Consider the following 24,253-nt stretch of genomic DNA (forward strand, 5'->3'; position numbering starts at 1 on the left):
GTTCCTTTGGAGGACGGCATAAATGGCTCAAATAGATGCTTTTTTCAAGATGATGCATGAACTTGGGGCCTCGGATCTTCATCTCTCGTCAGGTTCGCAACCGATCATCCGCCTGCATGGCGAAATGCAGCGCATCAAGTACAAATTTCTTGAACACGAAGAACTCAAAAAACTGCTCTACGAAATTACCCCTGAAAACAAGATCAAGACATTCGAAGAATGTGGTGATGTGGATTTCTCCTACGAAGTCACGCACCTGGCTCGGTACCGCGCCAACTTCTTCATGCAGAAACGCGGAATAGGCGCGGTTTTTCGCGAAATCCCGCAAAAAATTCTCACCATCGAGGAACTGGGCCTGCCGGGCATCCTCAAGAATCTGGCGCTGTTGCCCAAAGGGCTCGTGCTGGTCACCGGCCCGACCGGAAGCGGTAAATCGACCACGCTCGCTGCCATTGTCGATTACGTGAACAAGATCCGCAAGGATCACATCCTGACCATCGAAGACCCCATCGAATTCGTGCACGAACCTCAGAACTGCCTGATCAACCAGCGCGAAGTCGGCCGGGACACCCTGTCCTTCAGCGCCGCCTTGCGCGGAGCCTTGCGCGAAGATCCGGACATCATCCTGGTCGGCGAAATGCGAGACCTGGAAACCATTCAGCTCGCTCTTGAAGCCGCCGAAACAGGCCATCTGGTTTTTGCGACCCTGCACACCATCTCCGCCTCGAAAACCATCGACCGCATCATCGAGGTTTTTCCCGGTGATCTGCAGGGTCAAATTCGCTCCGGCCTCGCTGATTCCCTGCGGGCCATCATCGCGCAGAACCTTTTCAAGCGCATCGACCAGCCCGGCCGCGTGGCGGGCATTGAAGTCCTCATCGCCACCCCCGCCGTGCGCAACCTGATCCGCGAAAACAAGATCTTCCAGATCAACTCCGTTATCGAGACCGGACGAAAGTTCGGCATGCAGAGTATCGACGATGCCATCATGAAACTTCTCACCGCCGGTGTCATCGATGCCGAGCAGGCGTACAACAAGGCGGCCACAAAATCGAAATTCAGGGAATTTCTGACCACACCGCCCCAAGATTTCACCGAGGTGTAGTATGCAAAGAGCGCATCTTGACCATATCCTGCATCAGGTTCTCGATTTCGCACCTGATACCTCAGACATTCTCTTCACAGTGAACAAGCACGTGCAGGCGGAAGTTCACGGCGAGCTCGTCAACGCCAAGCTCGAACCGAACCCTGGACCGCTCTTGCCCGTACAGGTTGAAGCTGTGGCCATGTGTCTCATGGGTCGCAACATGCGCCTTTACGAGGATCAGCTACGCACAGGTTCCTGCGATCTCTCCTACGAACTGCCGGGGCGCTGCCGCTTCAGGGTGAACGTGTTGGGACAGAAAGGCTCGCTGGCCATCGTTATGCGTAAGCTGACTTCCATAGTGCCCACCATCAAGGACCTCGCCCTGCCTGAAGTTTTTTACGAAATGTCCAAGGAGAAGTTCGGCCTCATTCTGGTCACCGGCGCCACCGGCACGGGTAAGACCACTTCCCTTGCCGCCCTCATCGACAATATAAACCAGATGCACCGCAAGCATATCGTCACCCTTGAGGACCCCATCGAATATGTCCACGAGCACAAGCTCGGGACCGTGAACCAGCGCGAACTCGGCCTTGATTTCGATTCTTTCTCATCGGGACTCAGGGCGGCGTTACGCCAGGCGCCAAAGGTCATCCTGGTGGGTGAAATCCGTGACCGCGATACGATTACCATTGCCCTGGAAGCCGCGGAGACAGGCCATCTCGTGCTCGGCACCCTGCACACCAGCGATACCGGCCAGACGATCAACCGCATCATCGGCATGTTCGAACTGGCCGAAGAGCGATTGATCAGATCGCGTCTGGCAGAGAGTCTCAAGTATGTCGTTTCACAAAGGTTGATGCCGCGTCTTGGTGGTGGGCGAGTGCCCGCTTTCGAGGTTCTGAAATCGAACTTGCGTATCAAGGAAGTGATCTACAACGGTGAGGGCGAAGACAAGTCCTTCTATAACATTGTTGAATCCGGTGATGCCTACGGCATGATCACTTTCGACAAGTACATCGCCAACCAGTTTTACGAAAACATCATCTCCGAAGATACTGCCATGCTCTACGGATCGGACAAATCACGCCTGGCCCAGATGCTGGACAAGATCAAAACCGCCCGTGGAGAGAAGGTTACGGACATTGAAGGCCTTGAACTTGATCATGAATATGATCGCAAGAGCTCCTTTTTTTGAGAGGTTAGAATGGACATCACCTGCACGCATTGCAAATCCAGCTTTGTGATACCGGACGACCGTATTCCTGAAACCAGAAAGTTCAAACTCAATTGTCCAAAATGCAGAGAACCGATTGTCGTTGATCAGGAAACCGACACTGATAAAGTTGTCGCTCCCGAACATTTTCCGCATGATGCGACAGTAGCTTTTTTGTTTATCAAGAACAGGAATCTCTCCGAGAGAATAGGCCTTTTCTTGAAGTCACGTGGCATTTTTGTTTCCGAAACAGCACTCATTCACGAGGCGTTGGATAAGGTTCGCATCAATTACTACAACATCCTTATCCTTGAAGAATCGGAAGAGGCCAAAGCCATCCTTGGTGTTGTCAGAAAATGGAACGGATTGCGTCGCCGGGATGTCAACATCATTTTGGTCGAAGCCGATTGCAAGAGCCTGCATGCCAACGAAGCCTTTTTCAGAGGCGTAAATGCCGTTGTCAGCGCGAAAGATAGTGAAAGAATCGAAAATATTCTTGACCTTGCTATGGGTGAATTCAAAAGCTATAGTGAGCCTTGGGCTGTTGCAGCACAAAGACTGCACATGAAAGGGTAGTTCATGATTCATGGTAAAAATCAAATTTTTCTTTTTCTGCTGTGCATAATTAACATATTTCTTGTCTTCAAGATATTTGATGAAGACAGCGGATTGCCTGTTTATAAAGATTTGAAGAACAAGATAGAAAGTGTGCAGGATAAAATTGACAATGTTGATTTTCGGAACAGGGAAATCAGTTCTGAAATTCGCATTCTCAAGAAGAATGACCAATATGTAAACAGATTGATCAAGCGCGAGCTTTTTTACGTCGCAGACAATGAACTGATGTACATCCTGAAATAATATGAACGATACACTACACCTTTTCGACGAACTTCTCGAACATGACTCGGGCTCAAAGATTTTTTTTCCTTTGGCCCGGCTGTATCGGAAGCAAGGTCATACGCAACGAGCCATCGAGATTGTACAAAAAGGAATAGAACATCATCCTGACTATCTTGAAGCGCAACTGTATCTGATTGAGCTCTTGAGCGAAATCGGCGATACTTCGGCCGCTGAAAACAAGGCGTTCTCCGTGTTTTCCAAACTGCTGTCCTATGAAAAATTCTGGGTCAGCTTGCGAGCTCACTATGCAAAATCCCAGCGCTCCGACTTGGCGTTGGCGTCTTTTCTGGTTGAGCGAAACGCACGAGGTGAGGATGTCGACCTGCTCAAGCTCCTGACCTACGGCATCGGCCATTACACCGAACTGACCTGTTCGGACTCTCCGAGTGTCGAACCGGAACAGGATCTTGATGCCGAAGAAGTCGCCCAAATTTGCCTCAATTCAGGAATAAAGACGAAAACCATGGCCAAGCTCCTTGTGGCCCAGGGAGAATTCGCGCAGGCCATAAAGATTTACGACGACCTGCTGGAAGGTGTGGTCAACGAGGAAGAGCGAAAGGAGTTGAGCGGACTGCGCGCCAACGCGCACAAGGAATTGGGCAGCGTGCCCGACCCGGCGGTCGAAAAAAACAACAAACTGTTTTTTGTACTCAACACCTTGGCGGATCGTCTTGAACAAAAATCCAATTCGCAATCCCTGAATGCCGATTGAAACTTCACTGTGAAATTCCCTCTTGATTCTTTTTTGGCTCAACTATAGTTCCTTATAAATTTTCATTTTTACATGAGTTTGTCTTTTTTGGCATTTTCTTATTCAATTCCAATCGATTCCGAGAGACTCCATGAAATTTATCATTCCAATTCTTGCGTTGCTTTTACTTGTAGCGTGCAAGCCTGTTAAGGTTACGCAGCAATATTACAACGATTACGTTAATCCGGTAGCAAGTATTGATTACGAAGACACACTTTCCGCTGATATCCCTGTAGAGTTTCTGGATGATTATTATACTGTTGACAGTAAAATTGTAAGACTGGCAAATCAGCTCGATCTTTTTGATTCTCGCGTTGACAACAATTGGATTGAATATCAAAAATCAATTCAGCCGTGGATCACGAATGTCGCGGTTTTGGATCAGGATCAGCTTTTTATTTCCGGTGATGACGCACTTGGCTTTGATCCGGCAATTCGCACGATCCTGGCTGACTTCACTCCTGAAAAGAACAGGATTTTTGTATTTAAAGACAATCGACAATTTTTTATTCATCTGCACTCAATGCCCGACGGGCAATACAAGACGACGGTTGTTGAAGTCGATATGAACGTCCTCGCGCTTGAAATTCCTGAACACCGAACCGTTATCGCTGTTGACGACCAGATTTGCGGACCAGCAATCGCGAATTTTTCCGAAGCATGCATAAATTTGAGAAATGCATCCAAGTATTCAGGAAGTATTGAGATTAATGACAGGCAGTGGTATTGGATCAGAAGCATGGGTTCTGATAATCTTGTATATTTACATCTCGATCAAGAGTAATAAGCATGCGCCAAGTAACAGTTGTCGAACATTTGCTCCTGCGTCAAAAAGAGAGGCCAATGGCCTCTGGTCGTTTCACCAGATTGCTGACCGAACTGATTCTGTCCGCGAAGATCATTGATCGCGAAGTCTCCAAGGCTGGTCTGCTTGATGTTCTCGGCGTTACCGGGGAAGTGAACGTGCAGGGAGAAATCGTCCAGAAGTTGGATGATTTCGCCAACCGTGTCATCATCAGAAGAATGGAACGGGCCGGCGTGCTTTGCGCCATGGTATCGGAGGAAAACGCCGATTTTATCCCGATCCCCCGCCAGTACCCCGTCGGTGACTACATCCTGATCTTTGATCCACTGGACGGTTCGGCCAACATCGACGCCAACGTCAGCATCGGGACCATTTTCAGCATTTACCGTCGTACGTCCTTCGATCAGCAGGCCGTCAGCGTCGGAGACCTGCTGCAGAAGGGCTCCATGCAGGTCGCGGCCGGGTACATCATCTACGGTTCCTCGACGATGATGGTCTATACCGCCGGAAACGGTGTTCACGGGTTCACACTTGATCCCAGCGTGGGCGAGTTTCTGCTCTCGCATCCGGACATAAAAATTCCGGAACGGGGAAGAATCTACTCCGTCAACGAAGGGTATTTTTCCTATTGGGACGAGCCTACAAAAAATATCGTGAATCATTTCAAGTCCAATGACAGCGCCACTGGACGTCCTTACAGTTCGCGCTATATCGGCTCCCTGGTTTCCGATTTCCACCGAAATCTGATTTACGGCGGCATTTTCATGTATCCCGCCGACTCGCGTGATTTGCGCAAGCCTTCAGGCAAGCTGCGACTCATGTGCGAAGCCGCCCCCATGGCCATGATCGCCGAGCAGGCCGGCGGCCTCGCGACGGACGGAATTCGCCGCATCCTCGACATCGAGCCACAGGAACTGCATCAGCGCGTGCCTTTGTTCATTGGCTCCAAGCAAGACGTCGAGGTTGTCCTCAAGTTCTATGCAGACGCCGCCAAAAGCTAGGAACTCGCTTTGCCCCCAGCATCTCTTGAAAATAAGTGCAGACGATGATTTGTCTTGGCATTGAAACATCCTGTGACGAGACTTCCGTCGCGCTTTGGCAAGACGGACATCTCATCACCGATCTTGTGCATACGCAGATTCCCATGCATTCGGTTTTTGGCGGAGTAGTGCCGGAACTGGCATCGCGGGAACACCTGCGCCTGCTGGATGGGCTCGTCTCCTCGGTGCTTCAAAGTGCGGAGCGGTCAGCGGGGCAGGGTATCGACCTCATCGCGGTCACGCGCGGACCGGGCCTGCTGGGCGCGCTTTTGGTCGGCATCGCCTATGCCAAGTCCTTGTCCTTGTCGCTCGGGATTCCGATCATAGGGGTCAATCACCTCCATGCACATCTGCTGGCCTGCGATTTTACCGATGCCATCGAGTATCCGGCCCTTGGCGTTCTCGTTTCCGGGGGGCATACGCACATCTACGAAATGCCAGCTCCCTGCGAATTCAACCTGCTCGGAAAGACGCTCGATGATGCAGCGGGCGAGGCGTTCGACAAGATTGCCAAGCTTTTGAATCTTCCCTATCCGGGTGGGAAATACATAGACATTCTGGCTGGGCACGGCACGGCTGATCCGCGTCTTTTTTCAAAGCCGTATCTGCAAAACGACAACTGTGATTTCAGTTTCAGCGGTCTCAAGACGGCGGTTGCGCAATATGTGCATAAAAATTCATTTGCCGCCATTGACTATGCTTCCTTTGACGTGGAAAACATCCCACAGGAAATCAAGGATCTTTGCGCTTCGGTGAACGAGACGATCGTCGAGACCCTGCTTGAAAAGACCAGACGGGCCGTGGCGCGTTGTCATGATGTCAAAACCCTGTGCCTGGCCGGTGGGGTAGCCGCCAACAGTCATCTTCGGCAAAGATTTTCAACGTTTGCCCGCACGCGGGGATTCAAATTTTTAGCTCCCGCGCAAAACTATTGTGGTGATAATGCGGCTATGATAGCGTACGCAGGAGTTCAGTGGGCGAAAAGAGGTCTCATGAGTTCCATGGATTTTGAGGCCATCCCACGGGGAAAGATTGTTCCCAATGATTTTATTGTAAACCCTTTCTTCAAGGAGTGAATAATGGCTGCACAAGTGAACGATGCCGGATTTGAAGCGGAAGTTTTGAAAGGTGATCTTCCTGTATTGGTGGATTTTTGGGCACCGTGGTGCGGACCGTGCAGGGCCATTGCTCCCGTGATTGAAGAACTGACCCAGGAATTCGAGGGCAAGGTCAAGATCGTCAAGATGAATGTTGACGAAAATCCCGGCACACCGAGCAAGTACGGAATACGCGCCATCCCGACCTTGATCCTTTTCAAGAACGGAGAAGTCGTGGAGCAGGTCACAGGCGCTGTCTCAAAGGCCAGCCTGAAGCAGATGCTTAGTGACAAGGCTCTCTAATTGTTGTTGATCCTTGAGATTGTCTGATGAGGGTGGCTGCGAAAGCGTAGTGGTCACCCTTCCTTTTTTGTCTTGAGTTTGGTGCATTTCGCGGACGATCAGCTAAATGGCATTCAATCTCGTCCCATCACTTCCATTTACCGTGAGCCAGGTAATTGTAATGCGTAACTATTTGATTCTTTTTTCTTTTGTCCTGCTTTTAAACGGGTGTGGAGCCATTGACTATTACTTCTTGACTCCGCCTGACGACACCGCCCAGGAGCTTTACGAGAACGCTCGTGGCTTCATGCAAGACAAGGAATATGTGGAAGCCATTGATTCCTTGACCAAACTCAATGACAGATACCCGTTCAGCCCTTACGCCACGGAAGCCAGACTCATGCTTGGCGATGCATACGCCCTGGATGCGCAGTATCTGGAAGCCGTTGATGCGTACGAAGAATTCCTGAATATGCATCCACGCCACGAATCCATCGATTACGTTCTGTTTCAGATTGGCGTGAACAAATACAACTCACATCGGTCCATCGACCTGCCGCACACGCAACTTGGTGAAGCTGTCGAAACCTTCAGAAGACTTGTGAATGGATATCCCGACAGTACTTATCGAGAGCAAGCTCTTGAATATATAGTCAAGTGCAGAAAGCTGATGGCTGAACATGAAATGTTCGTGGCTGATTTTTATTTTAAGTCTGGCTCGTACAATGCGGCATGGACACGTTACACATACATCATCGAGAATTTTTCCGAGTTGGATGAAATCGTGCAACTGGCCAAATCAAAGGCCAAAGTGGCTTATTACTACGCGCAGAAGCAGGATAACGACACCAAGCGCCATCCGAGCAAGCTCAAACAGTATTTTGACTGGCTTTGATTTGGCTGCGGCCGTTATTTGAATCATCCCGGGGCGTCTGAGACGCCCCTTTTTTTATTCCGGGCGCACCGGGTAGTTCAACTTCGATTGCGTCCATCGATCATAAAAACAGTTCGGGCTCGCGACGATCGGCGAATTTTTCATGCAAGGTGCGCCCAAGTTCCAAAATTTTGGGATGGACCATGACCCTGGCCCCAGTCGGACAGACACGGACGCAAGCGCAGCAGCGCAGGCACGCCATCTTGTCGGTTTCCACGGTGTCGTTAATCAGGGTGATGGCGGTGGAGGGACAGGACCTTGCGCAATCTCCGCAGAGAACGCATGTGTCGGCGTCGGTCTCGGGAGAGATCGGTGCAGGCTGGACTCCTTCGCGGTACGGAAAATTTCCCGGCACATTAAGCATCTGGGTGTCGCCATCCGTGTCTCCGACTTCGAGCATTTTTTCCCGCACGCTTCTTCCAAAGTTAAGCGCCTTCTCCAAATCAATCGTGTCCGGTCGTCCGTGACCCACGGGATGATCCGTCGTTGAAAAGGAATGTTCCCCCAAGAAGGCCGCTGCCGCGACCGGCGCAAATCCCAGTTCCACGGCCAGATCCCGCAGTTCAAGCAAGGCGTCGTCATAGGCCCTGTTCCCGTAGACGACCACAAGCACCGCCTTGCGTCCTTTTCCCTGCACGCAAGCGCGCAGTCTTTCCACCGCCAGAGCGGGAATTCGTCCTGCATGAACCGGCATCCCGATGAGAGCCATCCCGCCGTTTTCGAGTTGATCTTCCGAAGAAAATTTCTCTGAGGCAGTGTACGTCAAATCCAGCTGCGTGCAGGAGTCGGGCGCCAGGCCAGAGGCTATGGATTCCAGAATCTTTCTGGTCGTTCCCGTCGGGGAAAATAGAATTTGCTGCGCTTCAAATTTATGCATGTCTTGTTTCTCCGGTTGATATTCGAGAATTTTCCCTGGCGGCGGTCCGCCGGGATCATTATTGAAATTTTGATCTGCATTTTCCGTATTCTTTCCGAGTCTGTTCAATGGGCGCGTCCGTCACTTCCCTGTCGCCATCCCGTCATCCATTTTTGACATTTTCAACGCACAAGACAGCAACGTCCGTGATAGAAAAGTCTTCAACCTGTCAATTTCAAACATCATCTTATTCAAGGTGCGATATTCATGGGAAAAAAATTCGGATTTCAGATCAAGCTTTCTGTCGTCACCATTGCCATCGTTCTTGTGACAGTTTTATGTACGTCCCTGTCGCAGATGTTCATGACGAGAAACGACGTCTTGCGTCAAGGACGCGATGGGCTTTCCAGCATCTCTTCCACCTTGGTGGAATCAGTGCCCTTGCAGCATGCTCGTCTGCAAAAAAGATCATCATCGATCGAGATATCATGAAAACTCAGTTCGAATTGAGTGGTTTTCCTGTTCCTGAATTGCTCATGGATGCCGAACTTGATCTTGTGAATCAGGATGGAGGAACAGGACGTCATGACCAGGAAGACATCTCCGATAACGTGAACCAGGATGCCCGAGGCATTGCCGAAATCAACAGCAACGTCACGTCGAGTTCAGCCATGACCCAGGAAATAAGCGATGAAATCGAGGGGGTTCGGGATTCCTCCAACGCCATGCAGGACGAGAGCAGAATGGTGCTGCGCAGCGCCGGAGGGCTGGCCGACCTGTTCTCGCATCTGGAGAAGCTGGTCGGCCGATTCAGGTTCTGATCAGTTTACAGGTTCCAATAGCAGCAGTTGGCCGGGATCGTGGTCCGTGAGCAGCCACAGGTTGCCGTCCGGGCCCTGGCGCACGTCGCGGATGCGCAGTCTCAGGTTTTCAAGCAGGCGTTCTTCTTCGATCACAACCTCTCCAGCCAGCTTCAGGCGCGCGAGATGGCGGTGGGAGAGGGCGCCGACGAAAAGGTCTCCCTTCCATGCGGGAAAGGCTTCGGCCGTGTAAAAAGTCATGCCCGACGGGGCGATGGATGGAGTCCAGTGATGCAGAGGGTCAGCCATGCCGGGCATGTGCTTGAGCCCATCCCCGATGCTGAAACCGGTGTAGTCGATGCCCAGGGTAACGACAGGCCAGCCGTAATTGACACCGGGAAGGATGATGTTGATTTCGTCCCCGCCCTTGGGGCCGTGTTCGTGGGTCCAGATCTCTCCGGTTTGCGGATGGACGGTCATGCCTTGGGGATTGCGGTGTCCGTAGCTGAATATTTCCGACCATGCGCCTTGTTCGCTAACGAAAGGGTTGTCCTCGGGGACGCGCCCGTCTTCATGGATGCGGATGATTTTTCCGGCATGGTCATCCAGCTTTTGCGCGCGCTGCATTTGCCCCCGGTCGCCCACGCTGATGTAGAGATGGCCCTGACCGTCAAAGCTCAGCCGTGATCCGAAGTGCACCCTGCCCGAAGAGGCGGGTTCCGCCCTGAAGAGCACCTCTACGTCTTCAAGCGTATCGCTTTCCAGTCTTCCCCGGGCCACGTGCGTGGTCACCTCCCCGTTTAGATTTCCGGAATAACTGAAATAGAGCAGACGATTTTTTGCAAAATCCGGATGTGGAAGAAGGTCAAGAAGGCCGCCCTGGCCCCGCACCCGAATCTGGGGCAGACCCTGAACCGGTGCTTGCAGGAGAACTCCTGCCCGGACGATGCGCAACCGTCCTGGGCGTTCGCTGATCAGCATATCGCCGTCGGGGAGAAAGGCCAGGCTCCAGGGATGCTCCAATCCGCTGGCCACGGCCGTGACGCGAAAGCGGTGATGTTTCGATGAAAACTCTTCGCCCTGCGCCGACATGCCGATGCTGGAGAGCAGCGTCATGGCACAGATTATGAGAATCAAACCGCTGATGCGTGCGGGAACGTTTATTTTCATGGTCCCTCCCTTGGGCTGCTCCTTGCTGGAAACAAAAACTCAGCGATACTGATAAGCCTTGAAAGCTCATGTGTCACATTAGATATCGCCACATGGTCAGGAATAAACGTATTCGGGATTCAAGACAAAATCCACTGACCATGCGTTTCCCATAACAAACAATTTGCTTGCAGGCAAAAAAAGGCCGCTCGGGAGTTATCACCCCTGACGACCTTTTCGCATGTGCCTGCTCACTTGCGAGTACGCTCATTGCATGCACCGTATGATTGATGGTTTGTGATCATAACTGCACGACGCAATTGCGATGCATTCCCGTTTGGCTTTGAAATCAATAAAATTTAACTTGTCTAACTTAATTTTCCAAACCACCTTGTGCCGCTATGGCGCGAGGCATGAAACCGCGAAGGCTGCCCGCCGACATCGCGGCGCTCCTTCGGGGACCGTTGCATTTCCAAGCTTCAAATTTTCTTGGGATAAAAAGGAAGTCATCGTGAAATACAAAGCTGTCGTTTTCGATATGGACGGAACCCTGCTCGACACTCTTGCGGATCTGGCTGACGCCATGAACCGGGTGCTCGCGGAGCACGGTTTTGCGACGCACCCCGTGGACGCCTATCGGCATTTCGTGGGCAGCGGGGCAAACCGTCTCGTGGCCCGCGCCCTGCCCGCGGACAGGCAGGATGAAGATCTGCGAGCGCTGTGCCTGCAATCCTTCCTGCGCGAATATGAAGCCGGATGGCGGAACAAAACCTGCCTCTACGAGGGCGTGCCCGAACTTTTGGATGCACTTGCGGCCCGAAAGATCCCCATGGCCGTTTTGACCAACAAGCCTCAGGCCTTTGCCGAACTCTGCATGCGGGAATTTCTTTCGCGCTGGGATTTCACGTTGACCCTGGGACAGATGCCCGGTGTCGCCGTGAAACCCGACCCTGCCGGGCCAAGGCAGGTCATTCGCCATCTGGGCGTGCAACCAGAGGAAATTCTGTATCTGGGCGACACGGATGTGGACATGTTCACGGCCGTCAACGCCGGAATGTATCCGGTGGGGGTGCTGTGGGGCTTCAGGCCCGAGAGGGAGCTGCTAGATGCCGGGGCGGCGGTGATTTTGCGCCACCCCATGGAACTTGTTTCTTTGCTGGACTGAAAAACTCACCAAGGGCAAGACTTGGCTTTTTTATAGCGCGGGGGAGCCCGCTACCAGCCCCTGCAGCGTTCCCAAACTTGCCTCACCGTGTTCTTTCCTACGCCGATGACATGGTAGCGGTCATGCTGAGTGGCAGTTGCACAGGCGTGGTTGGGGAGAATCCGCAGTCGCGTGCCGATGGGCAGCTCGCAGTCCAGCCGGGGGCAGCCCGGGCGAGCCGCGACAATGCCGTGTTCCTGGTTGACGATGGTGACTACGAGATCGGCCAAGGGACGGCCCGCGACGTCACAGACCAGTCCATATCCCTGGTCCACGGCCTGGCCGGCAGTGCCGCGATCCGAGGACAGCGCGGTCCATCCGGCGTCGATGATCGTCCAGCCCTTCTCGCGCTGGTGTCCGATGACGGTGCTCAGCACCGAAAGGGCGATGTCGTCCGGGGTGCAGATGCCGATGCCGGCCTGGACCAGATCGAAAAAGACAAAGACTCCGGCGCGCACCTCGGTCACGCCTTCGTAGCTCTGAGCCGTAAAGGCCGTGGGTGTTGACCCGACGCTGACCACCGGGCATGGATGACCGGCCGCGCGCAGCGTCTCGGCGGCCGTGACTGCGGCCATGCGTTCCTGCTCGGCGGCGGCTTCAAGCGCCGCTTGCCCACGCGCCTCGTAGCTCTCGCCTGCGTGGGTCAGCACGCCCATGAGCCGTGCCGTGGGTGTCAGCGCCTTTGCGATGGCCAGAAGCAGGGGTGCATCCTGCGGCTTTACGCCCGAGCGATGGCCGTCGCAATCGAGTTCGATGAGCACAGGGATGGGGTCGGAAGGGTCCGACGCCGAGACCACCGCGACGGCCTGCTCCACGCTGTCCAGCAAAACGGCAAGTGTGATTCCGTCCTTGCGAAGCCTTTGAACTCGCGGCAATTTGTCCGGGGAGATTCCGACGGCGTAGGTGATGTCGGTCACGCCATGCCGGATCAACTCCTCCGCCTCGCGCAGCGTGGAGACCGTGGCCGGACCATGCGGACCGGTCATCATCCGGCGGAACACATCCCACGATTTGGCCGTCTTGAAATGAGGACGGAAGGCCACTCCGGCTTTTTGCAGGCGGTCGCGCAAACGGTGGATGTTGTTGTCCATCCGCGCCTCGTCGACAAGCAGGCAGGGCGTGTCCATGGTCTGCAAGGACTGCGAAAGATCGGAAGGCGAACAGATGTTGGTGGATGAAAGTCCGTTCATGCGGGCACGCTCCAGGAAGATTTTTTTATGGACAATGTCATCATGAATGAACCTAGCCGACAACCCCATTCGACTCAAGCCCGGCGCCTTTGATGCCGCCATCCGCATCGGAGGATCGCGCCTTTGCGGATGCTCATGCTCGCGCACGGCCGCTTTTGACGACCGCGCCTTCACGCGAGAAAGAAGTCTCCTATCTCATCTGCCACTTTATCTTGAGATAAATCTAGGTTAGGCTTATAAAACGCCCAGTTGCAAGGGTGGAGTAGGGATGTCTTGAATGCGCGAAGCGCTCTTTCCCGAGTGTTTTAAGGATTGTAGCCACGCATGATTCATGTCCCAATGGTGCTGACGAGACCGCGAACTGACTAACCTTGAATGGACCGGAGAAAACGATGAAGAAGATTCCGATTCGCATGAAATTGATCGGCGGTTTTATGAGTCTGCTGGTTCTGGTCTGCGCCGGCCTTGGTTTCATCGCCTATGATCAGGCCAAGCGTTCGGCCTTGAGCCAGGTACAAGAGAATATCCAGTTCATGGCGCAAGACGGCGCAAGGTTGGTCCGGAGCCGTCTGGACTATTATCTGGTGGGCATGGAGGGGATCGCCAACCGGGACGTGATCCGGTCCATGAATTGGGACCGACAGCAAGTCATTCTGGAGCGCGAAACCGAGCGGATGAAATACCTGATCATGGGCGTCATAGATGCCGACGGCAAGGCCAAATATCCCGACGGCAGCACTGCAGAGCTGGGTGACCGGGGATATTTCAAGGACGCCATGGCCGGAAAATCCGTGTTTTCCAATGTCATCATCAGCCGGGTCACCAATTCGCCGGTCATTGTTCTTGCTACTCCGATCTGGGGGTTTGCCGGGGATGTCAAAGGGGTCTTGCTGGCCCGCCTCGATGCCACGCTGCTGAGCGAGGTCACGGACAATATCAAGTATGGCGCTTCGGGATATTCTTACATTATCGACGACAAGGGCACGCTCATAGCCCACGGCAACCGGCAGTTCGTGCTGGATCAACGCAACTTCATCGAAGAGGGCAAGACGGACCCGGAATACGCGACCCTGGCGGTGATGCTTCAGCGCATGATCAAGGGCGAGTCCGGGTTTGATAGTTATCTTTTCATGGGCAAGGACCGTTTTTTCGGATTCGCGCCCATCGACGGTAATGGCTGGTCCATAGCCGTGGGAGCCATGCAGGATGATGTGCTCGCTGAAGTTTACGAGATGCGCTGGATGATAGGCATCGCCTCGGCGGTCTTTTTTGGTATTGGTCTGATCATCGCCCTGTTGATCAGCCGGTCCGTTCTGCTCCCGGTGAAAAACTGCGTCGCCCTGCTGCGGGACATTTCCGAGGGAGAAGGCGATCTGACCAAGCGGCTTCCAGTGGAAAGCCAGGATGAGATCGGTCTCTTGGCCCAATACTTCAACACCTTTGTGGAAAAACTCCAGCGCATCATCTCTGAAATAAGCGGCAATGCGCAGACCGTGGCATCTTCGGCCACAGAGCTTTCGGCGGTGAGCAAACAGACGACGCAAAGCGTGCAATCCCTTTCGTCCAAGACTTCCACCGTGGCAGCGGCGGCGGAAGAGATGAGCACGAATATCACCTCCGTCGCAGCGGGCATGGAACAGACCACGACCAACCTGTCATCGGTGGCGGCGGCCACGGAAGAAATGACCTCCACCATCGGGGAGATCGCGGGCAACACCGAACGCGCCCGGGGCACCACCGACAGCGCTGCGCACCAGGTCGACAATTTCGCGGGCATCCTGCGCGAACTCGGCGTGGCCGCTCAGGAAATCGGCAAGGTCACGGATACGATCTCGGCCATATCCTCCCAGACCAACCTGCTGGCCCTCAATGCCACCATCGAGGCGGCCAGGGCCGGAGATGCGGGACGGGGATTCGCCGTCGTGGCCAACGAGATCAAGGATCTGGCCCTGAAGACCGCCGAGGCCACCAACGACATCAGGACCAAGATCAACGGTATCCAGAGCGCCACGGGCAGCGCGGTCACCGATATCGGGCAGATCGTCAAGGTCATCAGCGATGTGAACGAGATCGTGACCACCATCGCTGCGGCCATCGAAGAGCAGTCCGCCGTAACCCGGGAAGTGGCCACGAACATCAACCAGGCGACGACAGGCGTTCAGGACGCATCCTCGCGCTCCTCGGAGATGTCCGGAGTGTCCAGGGACATCGCCCAGGACATCACCGCGGTCGATTCGATCACCAGCGATATCCGTTCCGGCGGCGAACAGGTCCAGGCCAGCGCGGAAGAGCTTTCCAAGCTCGCGGAGCAGCTCAAGGGGCTGGTAGGGCAGTTCAAGGTATAGAACGAACGCATGACAGGCCCGGGAATCGCTTCCCGGGCCTGTCTGTTTTGAAGCTCGTATGACTTTTGCTAAATGGAGATTTTGGCTCCAAGCAGCGCGGCGAACTTGGCGATCCAGTCCGGATGCGCGGGCCAGGCCGGTGCAGTGACGAGGTTGCCGTCCACATGGGCCTTGTCGAGAGCGATGTCGGCGTACTTGCCTCCGGCGCAGGTCACGTCCGGCCCGCAGGCAGGATAGGCCGCACAGCTCTTGCCTTTGAGCACCCCTGCCGTGACGAGCACGAGCGGTCCGTGGCAGATGGCCGCGATGGGTTTTCCTGCAGCGTCGAACTCGCGAACGATCTCAAGCACACGCGGATTGAGGCGAATGTATTCCGGGGCGCGGCCGCCTGGAACGACAAGTCCGGCATAATCGGCGGTATCCACCGCGCCAAAATCCTTGTTCAGAGTGAAATTGTGACCCCGCTTTTCGCTGTACGTCTGGTCCCCCTCGAAATCATGGATGGACGTACGCACAAACTCTCCGGCCTTCTTGTCCGGGCAGACCGCCTCGACAACGTACCCAAGCATGGTCAGGGCCTGAAACGGGACCATGACCTCGTAATCCTCGACGTAATCACCAATCAGCATCAATATTTTCTTGGACATGTTCGCGCCTCCTTCAGCGGTTGAATTCAGGATCGCTCAAGGCATGCCTGAACTCGTTGGTTTATAAAGAAGGGTGATTCATAGATCCTGAAGCGGGTGCTTGTCCATTGTCCATGAATAATCAGTGGGGAGCGGTTTGTGTCCGAAGCGGCAAAATTGATTTTTTCCCTTGGATCAGTTAAGTAGGTATTTTACTCAAGGAATTGCTTTTTCATGACCACAAGCACAACCTCAGGGGATTTACGTGAACTCATTTTTGAAAGTCTTCATCGCATGTTTTTTGGCCGGGTTTGTCATGTTGACGACTGCGTCGGCTTGGGATGCGAAAGATTTCAAGATCAAGACGCGCCCGGAAACAGGCAATGTCAAACATGAGCTCCAGGCGCTGCCCGCCATTGAAAAGGATGGGTGGAAACTGGAAACGCTTGTTTTGCAACCCGGCAGCAGAAGCCAAGGGTACCATGGGGTTTTGACCCGTGAAGGGACTGAAATTCATGGACAGAAAGGGGAAGAATTGGAAACACCCCTTGGGCTGCTTCAATATCAAGGCTCGATGGACGAACGCCCGCATCTTTGGTCGCATTCAGGTTGGGTCATGAGCACCCCGGAATCTGGCAAAGAAAAAAAGATGCTCCCAATGGAGAAATGATGGTGCTGCAAAAATTTACGCAGAGTCTTTGCCATTTTCCAGTTTCAAGGGGATGGAACTTCTAGCAGTGACGTATTTTCGAATAAATCCATACTATTGCATTGATATCAGAAATAATAATTCAGCGTTTGAAAATATTTACGAGAATTTTTTCAATTTATGAACGGATTGACCAATGAAAAATCCAAAATCAGGAGGAAGTTTGTTGTGAAATGTTTTTTTTCGAGCGTAATCATCTTGTTTGCCATTGTCACATTTCCTTTTTCTTCAACAGCTTTTATGGGCTACGGCGGATGCATGGATAAATGCGACGGAGATCCGCAATGCATAAAGGACTGTCGCGAAATGTATAAAAGTGAAAAAGATGCCCATGAAGAATACAAGAAAGATTTCAGAGAATGCTTTAATTCTTGCTATGATCTTCGTGGAAAGGAAAAAGAGGATTGTCTCGAAAAATGCAGGGGTGATTATAAATTTGGAAGGGATTTGCCCAAAAAATAGAGCATCCTGAAAAATAAGAACGTGTTGATACTCATGCAGGAGATAGAATAATCTCCTGCATTTTTTTTCGACATATTATTGAAACCAAAAAACATTAATTGCTTGAAATCACGATTGATCGTTATTGATCAAGAGATCGACAATGTCATGATATCCTGGCTCCGGATTACTTTTGGCCACCAACTCGACAACCCGTGCAAGACCCGATGCATATGCAGATTTGCCAAGCACCTTTGTTTCCAGCCGAATCGAGACTTCAGGATTCTTGATCACTATCTCATGGTATGCATGACGATCCAAAAACGAAGAGGGGATCTGAAGAACTTCGTTTTGCACTTGCGGATCCCTGACGGATCGAATCCGGCTCTCGGGAACGCCCAGGGATTTGGCAAGATGGACGGCGGTGCCGGGCTTGGTGCTTTTTGATGCCTGATGGGATTCGGTGATTTCGATGTCCTGGCCTTGGAAATATTTGGCCGACTGTTTGACCATGGCCATGAAGGAGAGCATCTGCATGTTCACGTTGGGGCAGATGACCACCGGGAACGTGACCGTGGCGGGGAAGCGTGATTCGCCGGTGGACAGGTCGAGCAGGATGGAAGCGGTGGCGGTGCAGAATTCGATGACATCGCTGAGTTCACGTCCTGAACCGGCGTGCACCACCATGTATCGATCGCTTTTTGGAGTGTTCTGGCCAGTCCACGGAATCACGCGGGAGATTGCCGGACCGTCCAGGCCATTCAAGAGTTCGGTCGCCAGTTTTCCGTGGCCGACGATGATGATCGCAAAATTTTCCATACCTTCCTTTCCTTGTCTTTGCACCTAGAAGCCCTGGGCCCATGAATCAATGTTCAGTTCGCTACATGATTGGCGGTGCTCACGGCAAGCGCTTATTTTGCGCTATATACTTGTATCCATGAATGTTTTTGTTGATGGTCAACGCGGGTGGGAAGTAAGCGGGATACAGCGTCACGATTTGCATGATTCAAGAATGCTTGCGATGGACAGTCGCCTCAATCCAGGTACGTTCACAAGGCCCCACAAAAAAACATCCGAATCCGGATGGCCTTATCGCTGCCTTGCCGCTGTCTGGTCGTTGTCTGGTCGCTGCCTTTTCGCTGCCTGGCATCAGCCCTTGAGTATCCGACCCGCGACACAGAGCATCTCGCGGATGTCCATGGGTTTGGCCACATACGCATTCATGCCGGCGGCCAGAAAATGCTCCCTGTCACCGACCATGGCGCAAGCCGTCAACGCGATGACGGGAATATTCATGAGCATCTCCCCGGCCTCTCCCCGGCGGATGCGCATGGTGGCCTCGATGCCATCCATGTCCTGCATCTGCACATCCATGACCACAAGATCAAAGGGGTGTACGCGCAGGGTATCCAGAGCTTCCTGACCACCACGAACATGGATCACTTCGCCTCCGTGACGAGCGAGCAAGGCCTGCTGGGCCATTGCGCTGACCTGATCATCTTCCACCAGCAGAATGCGCCTTCCTGAAAGATTGGTGGCTTGCCGGTCATCGACGCCGCCAGGATGATCAAGGGTCGAATCCATGGCAAAAGACAGGGAGAAGACAAAGGCCGTCCCCTTTCCCGCCTCGCTGATCACGGACATGCTCCCGCCCATGAGTTCCACCAGGCGCTTGCAGATGGAGAGGCCGAGTCCGACACCCTTGCGGCTGCGGACATATCCATCATTGATCTGGATGAACGGGTCGAAGAGGCTCTTGAGTTCATCGTCGGGTATGCCGATGCCTGTGTCCGATACTTCGAAAAATATTCGAACCGTACCCGGAACGACGGTGGGCAGTCTGAAAGCCTGCACGGACACACTGCCTCCGGAGGTGAACTTGCAGGCGTTGTCCACAAGATTATTGAGGATTTGCTGCAAGCGGAACGCATCCCCGAGAATGCGGCAAGGCAAGGCCGGGTCCAGGGTGAAATCCAACGTCACCTTGGTGTCCTGGAGAAACGGCGTGAACAGTTCGCGAACTTGGCCAAAGACGCTCTCAAGGCTCATCGGTGCAGCCTGAATGATGAGCTTGCCGGCCTCGATGCGGGAAAAATCCATGATGTCCGAGAGCAGGCGAACCAGCCGGTCGCAGGATCTCACGGCCATGTCCACGAACGCATCCTGGTCCGCGCTGAGTTCCGTGGTCTGCAAAAGCTGAAGCATGCCCATGATCCCGTTTATCGGCGTGCGGATCTCATGACTCATGCTGGCCAGAAAGCCGGACTTGACCCTGCTGGCCTCCTCGGCCAACTCTTTGGCTTTCTTGAGTGCTTCTTCGGAACGCCAGCGCTCGGTGATGTCCTCGGCCGAGCAGACCACGTATTCCACCGTTCCGTCGGAACGGAGTTTGGGTGATTTGAGGATGGATACAAGCCTTCGGTCACCAGAAAAATGCGGGAACCACTCCTCGGTGCGGACCGGACGGCCCGAAAAAAAGACCCGCTCGTTTCCCTGTCGGCAGATATCGGCCACATCGGCGGGGTAGATATCGTAGATATCCCTGTAGGCCATGTCTTCCATGGCGAGTCCGCCAAAGGCGGCATGCGCCCCGTTGACCGCGCCATAGGTTTGCTCGTCGGTCAGATACCAGACCTGCGTTTGGATATTCTCAAGCAGGAGTTGCTGCTCCTCGGCGGCCTTTTTCAGAAGGGTTTGGGCCTGCATGCGCGCGGAGATGTCCATGGCAATGCGGATGCGGGCCGGACGACCGTCAAACCAGGACACGGGCCTGTCGAAATACAGGTTCCATTTTCCGGTCTGAGGATCGAGGGCCTCCCAGGAAAGCGTTTTGTCTCCGGCTTCGTCCCTGTCCGGGTGCAAGCCTTCCGACCTACCATGCGGTTGCTGGCAATCATGTGGATTCGAACCGAATTTTTCAGAACTCTCCCGCATGGATGCGTTCATGAAAAGAACCTCGTCCGTGTCGACATCCAAAACGCAGATGTCGGCCGGAATGCTGTCGAGGATGGCGCGCAGGGCGATGTTGCCCGCCTCCAGCTCTTTTTCCATTCTTTTTTGGACGGTAACGTCCCTGGCCGATCCCACGGTCCCGATCATGGCCCCGTTTTCGTCGAAGAGCGGGGCCTTACGCACGTCGAGAAAGAGGAATTTTCCGGCTATGTTGCCGTATTCATCGAACTGCTTCGCACCAGCCGAATCGATGGTGATCTGATCCGTGTCACGACAGATTTCGCCGAAACTGTGCCAGTCGGGATTGCCTGGATACCGGGCACGCTCCCGCTGAGCGAAGAAAAGGTCCGTCTTGCCGATGGGTTCGCTTGTATCGCATGCACCCAGCAGCGTCTCACAAACAGCCTTGTTTGCAAAAATATACTTTTTTTCCAGATCCTTGGCCCAGATCATGTCCGGCACATTGTCGCAGATGAGGCGTAGCATCGTGTCGAGCTGCATGCTCTTGCGTTCAAGGGCCTTGCGGGTTTCGATCTCGTTCTTCTGCTGCGTTATGTCCGTGGCCACCCCGTGCATGACCAGCCCGTCACCCTCATCCGTCATGACCGCCTTGTCGTGAAGCCACATCACTCTTCCGGCCTCGTTCAGGACGCGATATTCGACATCGAGAGATCCGGATCGTGAAGCCTGTTCCAGCGCGGCTTGATACAGGGCAGCGTCTTCCGGATGAATGCGATCGGTCCAGAACCCTCCCGACGTGTCCGATTCTCCCGGATTGTATCCGAGAACGTCATGAGCCTGGGGAGAACAGTAATATGTGGTGGATCCTTCGAAACTTCGGGAATAGACGATGACCGGTATGGTCTGGACCAGTCGGCTCAGATTTCCGTGGGCCTGCTGGACTGCACGTTCCGCATCCTGACGCAGTTCCAGTTCCCGTCTGGCAGTCAAAACGGCGCTGGACAGGGCCGCCGTCCTGTCCCTGATGGTGTCGTTGAGTTCCTGTTGGGTGTAATGATATATGCGACGGGTTTCGAGCCAATCCGTCATGTCCCAGAATATGATGTATGCCGTTTCCGCAGGGTCGTCGCGGCCGTCGCCGTTCAGAATTTCCGCCACCGCCTGCACTTTGCGCTGCACGCCATCCTTGCGGGTCACCGCAAAGATCATGGAGTCCGGGACGTCGCCTTCCAGCACCTGCGCGAAAAAAGCCCGGAATGCGACGGCCGCATCCGTAGTAAGATGCTTGCAGAATTGGGTCAGAGAGGGAACCCGCACGGACGTATGGCCGAGCATTCTGCACAGGGATTTGGACCAGATGTTTTTCCCGCCGGGGCCGGAGAGCATCCACAGGCCGCACGTTGAAAAGGGCCTAACGCCCCCGTCGCCTTCAGGAAACGAATGGGCGTTGAACATGACCGAATCGTTGCCGTTTCCAAGGAAAAAGCTTGCGATATGCGTGTCCAGGGCACTGGCGGCTTTGGACAAAAAATCAAGCGACGGATTGCATTGCCCTCGTTCGATCTGACCCAGATGCTGCTTCGTAACGCCGATGACCTCGGAAAGACTTTCCTGAGTCAGGTTGCGTAGCTGGCGATAGAGTCTAAGCCTCCCGCCGACGCCGTTACGATCCATGCCTACCTCCTGAAATTCAAAACATGCGACAAAACCCCAAAACCGTTCAGCCTCGCCTTCGCGGGCGCAGGTGCGCAGCTCATGCTTTTCGTTCAGTAAGCTAGCTCATAGGTAAAAAAAATTAAACAATGCTCCATCTTGTTTTAGTTGCATGACCATTACTTACGGCAATTTTATTACTAATAGAAGCCAAGACTGAGTTTTAAAATGAGAATTTGTCATACAAAAACGAATTTCAAATTTTTAAGCACCGCAATGTCATACAAGACAATTCAGTTACAAAGGCGCTTTATATTGCAGCTGACAATAAAAAAAATATGATTGATGAAGCAAAAAAACGAAATAAAAGTTTATTCATATATAAAGTACAATGATGGGACAAAACAGGAGGGGAGCCTTTGAGTAAATAGCAAGCAAGTCAAGAAAAAGAGATTTGAAAATGATAACTTTTTTTATTTTCTATTAATTATAAATCATTTTGGATTATTACAATCCAATTTATGACCATGATGGACATCTTGCATAGCGATGCTGATCCATACCTAGTGGAGTAGGCGCAGGATAAGGATTTGAAAGCGGAATGTAGTGGGAATGGCTTTTGTGGACCGGTGGAGCACATCGACGAAGATGGGCCGCACAAAGAAAAAGAACCCGCTGAAGCAAAATTGCCGTAACCAAGTCGGACTCTTCGGTGTTTATCCTGTACGAATCTCAACTATCTACGAACCTTTTTCACCAAATTCATGCCGCGAAAGTACATGTTTTCCCGAATTTTTCTGACGTCGCGATACTGGCATAGTGAACAAAAAACTATCGCCGTCATACGGCACAGGGAGGTTCAATGCGGCATCCGACAGCAGGCAGTTCTTGGTTCACCTTCGAGACTTCCGCCGCTCTTGGTTTCAGAGTCTACGGCTTCTCCGGCGCCCGGGAAATGCTTCGTCACTATGGGTTCGAGATCGAGCTCGTCCCCGACCCAGGCAACCTCGATTTCGCCGCACTGCCGGGCCGGGCGGCGAGCCTGTCCATTCAGGACAAAAGCGGCGGCATACGCCATATGCACGGCGTCATCCACCGCTTCATACAACTGCACTCCGCCAACCAGCGCACCCATTACCGCTGCCTGCTCGTGCCTAGGTTCCATTTTCTGAATCAGGTCAAAACCATGGACCATCTTCTCTGCCAGGACATCGAAGCCCACGTGAACCTGCGCGAAGAACCCGCCTACCAGAAGGTGCTGCCATGAAAAAAATGGTCCGGCTCAAACATGCCAAGGATGGATACGTCGCTCCCAGAATCTACGAAAAGACGCCGCAGGAAATGTTCAAGCCCCGCGTCGCCTCCAACTGCGAAGTGAACCGGACCCATGTTTTTCGGGTCAAGCGGCAGACCGTGGCCATTGTGGTGGTGCCGGGTGTCATGGCGTCGCGGTTGCGCAATTTGGAAGGCGAGACTGTGTGGGATCCGGACGATCTGGGGTTCATGTGGGATACATTCTTCCGCTGTGCCCCTGAGAAGCGTTACAATTTCCTCATTGAAAACGGTCGCCAGATCATGGCCCAAGGGGACCCAAAAATACTCAAGAAGTATCCCAAAGCCGAAGAGCGAGGTTGGACCGGTCTGTCCTGGGACTTTTTCGGAAAACTGCTCGGCGGCCTGCATGACTGGAAGACGCCGCTGAAGGTATTTCTGGATTTGCCGGTTTATGCATTCGGTTTCGATTGGGTGGATTCGTCCCGAAATTCCGGCAAGGCTCTGCAGGAATTCATCATGGGCATCAAAGCGGACAAGGTCATCATCATCTCCCACTCCATGGGTGGACTGGTGACGCGGTATGCCCTGGCCGGAGAGGGCGGGGAAGCCTTGGCCAAGAAAGTCCTGGGCGTCGTGCATGGCGCCCAACCCGTGCACGGAGCGCCGGACGCCTATCACCGGGCCATAGCGGGCACGGGAGCGGAAGGCTTGCTCGGCAGGGTTGTCAGCGAGGTTCTGGGCCCCAGCGGTCCGCACATGACCGCCATCATGCCCCACGCACCAGGAGTTCTGCAGCTTCTGCCCAACCAGTTCTATCAAAACAACAGGGGGGAGCAAGCCTGGTTGCATATCCAGGACCTGGACGACCCGAAAAAGTTCACCTCCTACCCGAAAAACGATCCGTATGAGGAAATCTACGCCAAAAGCCACCACAAGGACTACTGGGGCCTCATCCATGGCGAATGGTTTCAGCCGCATGC

The 24,253-nt window shown here is 53.5% G+C and carries 24 protein-coding genes; 18 read left to right on the forward strand and 6 right to left on the reverse strand.

The window, feature by feature from the left end; translation table 11 throughout:
• Positions 1-22 precede the first annotated feature (22 nt).
• The 10 genes from BMZ40_RS13145 to BMZ40_RS13190 all read left to right on the forward strand — a co-directional run bounded on the left by BMZ40_RS13145 (position 23) and on the right by BMZ40_RS13190 (position 8,073).
• Positions 23-1,105 carry a type IV pilus twitching motility protein PilT gene (locus tag BMZ40_RS13145; RefSeq protein ID WP_092376592.1) on the forward strand — a complete coding sequence of 361 codons (1,083 nt, stop codon included), beginning with the start codon at positions 23-25 and terminating at the stop codon, positions 1,103-1,105.
• A gap of 1 nt (position 1,106) precedes the next feature.
• The gene (locus BMZ40_RS13150; RefSeq protein ID WP_092376596.1) at positions 1,107-2,282 is read left to right on the forward strand and encodes a type IV pilus twitching motility protein PilT; all 1,176 of its coding nucleotides are present in this window, start codon (positions 1,107-1,109) and stop codon (positions 2,280-2,282) included.
• A gap of 9 nt (positions 2,283-2,291) precedes the next feature.
• Positions 2,292-2,876 carry a zinc-ribbon domain-containing protein gene (locus BMZ40_RS13155; RefSeq protein WP_092376599.1) on the forward strand — a complete coding sequence of 195 codons (585 nt, stop codon included), beginning with the start codon at positions 2,292-2,294 and terminating at the stop codon, positions 2,874-2,876.
• Positions 2,877-2,879: 3 nt separating this feature from the next.
• Positions 2,880-3,161, forward strand: a complete 282-nt coding sequence (locus BMZ40_RS20190) for an FtsB family cell division protein (protein WP_092376602.1) — start codon at positions 2,880-2,882, stop codon at positions 3,159-3,161.
• A gap of 1 nt (position 3,162) precedes the next feature.
• Positions 3,163-3,915: a tetratricopeptide repeat protein gene (locus BMZ40_RS13165; protein WP_092376605.1), complete on the forward strand. Its 753-nt coding sequence runs from the start codon at positions 3,163-3,165 to the stop codon at positions 3,913-3,915.
• 130 nt (positions 3,916-4,045) lie between these two features.
• Positions 4,046-4,738, forward strand: a complete 693-nt coding sequence (locus BMZ40_RS13170) for a hypothetical protein (protein WP_092376608.1) — start codon at positions 4,046-4,048, stop codon at positions 4,736-4,738.
• A gap of 5 nt (positions 4,739-4,743) precedes the next feature.
• A complete protein-coding gene (fbp, locus tag BMZ40_RS13175; protein ID WP_092376611.1) occupies positions 4,744-5,760 on the forward strand; it encodes a class 1 fructose-bisphosphatase in 1,017 nt (338 codons plus the stop codon).
• A 44-nt stretch (positions 5,761-5,804) separates the two neighbouring features.
• Positions 5,805-6,875 (forward strand): tRNA (adenosine(37)-N6)-threonylcarbamoyltransferase complex transferase subunit TsaD, encoded by a 1,071-nt coding sequence (gene tsaD / locus BMZ40_RS13180; protein ID WP_092376669.1) that lies wholly within the window; start codon positions 5,805-5,807, stop codon positions 6,873-6,875.
• A 3-nt stretch (positions 6,876-6,878) separates the two neighbouring features.
• Positions 6,879-7,199, forward strand: a complete 321-nt coding sequence (gene trxA, locus BMZ40_RS13185; protein WP_092191823.1) for a thioredoxin — start codon at positions 6,879-6,881, stop codon at positions 7,197-7,199.
• 160 nt (positions 7,200-7,359) lie between these two features.
• The gene (locus BMZ40_RS13190) at positions 7,360-8,073 is read left to right on the forward strand and encodes an outer membrane protein assembly factor BamD (RefSeq protein ID WP_092376614.1); all 714 of its coding nucleotides are present in this window, start codon (positions 7,360-7,362) and stop codon (positions 8,071-8,073) included.
• Between the two features lie 100 nt (positions 8,074-8,173).
• Here the strand turns inward: BMZ40_RS13190 and BMZ40_RS13195 are convergent, their stop codons facing one another.
• Positions 8,174-8,989 carry a 4Fe-4S binding protein gene (locus BMZ40_RS13195; protein ID WP_092376617.1) on the reverse strand — a complete coding sequence of 272 codons (816 nt, stop codon included), beginning with the start codon at positions 8,987-8,989 and terminating at the stop codon, positions 8,174-8,176.
• Between the two features lie 246 nt (positions 8,990-9,235).
• On the opposite strand from BMZ40_RS13195, the gene BMZ40_RS13200 reads away from it, so the two are divergent.
• Together BMZ40_RS13200 and BMZ40_RS13205 are read left to right on the forward strand one after the other, a co-directional pair.
• A complete protein-coding gene (locus BMZ40_RS13200) occupies positions 9,236-9,460 on the forward strand; it encodes a hypothetical protein (protein WP_092376620.1) in 225 nt (74 codons plus the stop codon).
• Positions 9,457-9,789, forward strand: a complete 333-nt coding sequence (locus BMZ40_RS13205) for a methyl-accepting chemotaxis domain-containing protein (RefSeq protein WP_092376623.1) — start codon at positions 9,457-9,459, stop codon at positions 9,787-9,789. Before BMZ40_RS13200 ends, BMZ40_RS13205 begins: the two co-directional genes overlap by 4 nt.
• Here the strand turns inward: BMZ40_RS13205 and BMZ40_RS13210 are convergent, their stop codons facing one another.
• Positions 9,790-10,938, reverse strand: a complete 1,149-nt coding sequence (locus BMZ40_RS13210; RefSeq protein ID WP_218143774.1) for a PQQ-dependent sugar dehydrogenase — start codon at positions 10,936-10,938, stop codon at positions 9,790-9,792.
• Positions 10,939-11,428: 490 nt separating this feature from the next.
• Between BMZ40_RS13210 and BMZ40_RS13215 the strand changes: the two genes are divergently transcribed.
• Positions 11,429-12,082: an HAD family hydrolase gene (locus BMZ40_RS13215; RefSeq protein ID WP_092376626.1), complete on the forward strand. Its 654-nt coding sequence runs from the start codon at positions 11,429-11,431 to the stop codon at positions 12,080-12,082.
• Between the two features lie 50 nt (positions 12,083-12,132).
• Here BMZ40_RS13215 and BMZ40_RS13220 read toward each other — a convergent pair whose 3' ends face one another.
• A complete protein-coding gene (locus tag BMZ40_RS13220; protein WP_092376629.1) occupies positions 12,133-13,311 on the reverse strand; it encodes an alanine racemase in 1,179 nt (392 codons plus the stop codon).
• A 392-nt stretch (positions 13,312-13,703) separates the two neighbouring features.
• Between BMZ40_RS13220 and BMZ40_RS13225 the strand changes: the two genes are divergently transcribed.
• Positions 13,704-15,656 (forward strand): methyl-accepting chemotaxis protein, encoded by a 1,953-nt coding sequence (locus BMZ40_RS13225; RefSeq protein ID WP_092376632.1) that lies wholly within the window; start codon positions 13,704-13,706, stop codon positions 15,654-15,656.
• 68 nt (positions 15,657-15,724) lie between these two features.
• On the opposite strand, the gene BMZ40_RS13230 is transcribed toward BMZ40_RS13225, so the two are convergent.
• Positions 15,725-16,303: a DJ-1/PfpI family protein gene (locus BMZ40_RS13230; RefSeq protein WP_092376635.1), complete on the reverse strand. Its 579-nt coding sequence runs from the start codon at positions 16,301-16,303 to the stop codon at positions 15,725-15,727.
• 244 nt (positions 16,304-16,547) lie between these two features.
• Here BMZ40_RS13230 and BMZ40_RS13235 point away from each other — a divergent pair, with 244 nt between their 5' ends.
• Positions 16,548-16,952 (forward strand): hypothetical protein, encoded by a 405-nt coding sequence (locus BMZ40_RS13235; RefSeq protein ID WP_092376638.1) that lies wholly within the window; start codon positions 16,548-16,550, stop codon positions 16,950-16,952.
• Positions 16,953-17,111: 159 nt separating this feature from the next.
• Entirely contained in the window at positions 17,112-17,453 is a 342-nt protein-coding gene (locus BMZ40_RS13240; protein ID WP_092376641.1) for a hypothetical protein, read from the forward strand.
• Positions 17,454-17,561: 108 nt separating this feature from the next.
• Here the strand turns inward: BMZ40_RS13240 and BMZ40_RS13245 are convergent, their stop codons facing one another.
• Together BMZ40_RS13245 and BMZ40_RS13250 are read right to left on the reverse strand one after the other, a co-directional pair.
• Positions 17,562-18,251, reverse strand: coding sequence for a dihydrodipicolinate reductase C-terminal domain-containing protein (locus tag BMZ40_RS13245; protein WP_092376644.1), 690 nt, complete (start codon positions 18,249-18,251; stop codon positions 17,562-17,564).
• Between the two features lie 330 nt (positions 18,252-18,581).
• The gene (locus tag BMZ40_RS13250; RefSeq protein WP_092376647.1) at positions 18,582-22,019 is read right to left on the reverse strand and encodes a PAS domain S-box protein; all 3,438 of its coding nucleotides are present in this window, start codon (positions 22,017-22,019) and stop codon (positions 18,582-18,584) included.
• 841 nt (positions 22,020-22,860) lie between these two features.
• Here BMZ40_RS13250 and BMZ40_RS13255 point away from each other — a divergent pair.
• Both BMZ40_RS13255 and BMZ40_RS13260 read left to right on the forward strand, forming a co-directional pair.
• Entirely contained in the window at positions 22,861-23,265 is a 405-nt protein-coding gene (locus BMZ40_RS13255) for a contractile injection system protein, VgrG/Pvc8 family (protein WP_092376651.1), read from the forward strand.
• Positions 23,262-24,253, forward strand: a 992-nt coding sequence (locus tag BMZ40_RS13260) for an esterase/lipase family protein (RefSeq protein ID WP_218143775.1), incomplete at its 3' end; no start/stop codon positions are given. The genes BMZ40_RS13255 and BMZ40_RS13260, both read left to right, overlap by 4 nt.

The organism is Desulfomicrobium apsheronum, from assembly GCF_900114115.1.
GTDB lineage: Bacteria > Desulfobacterota > Desulfovibrionia > Desulfovibrionales > Desulfomicrobiaceae > Desulfomicrobium > Desulfomicrobium apsheronum.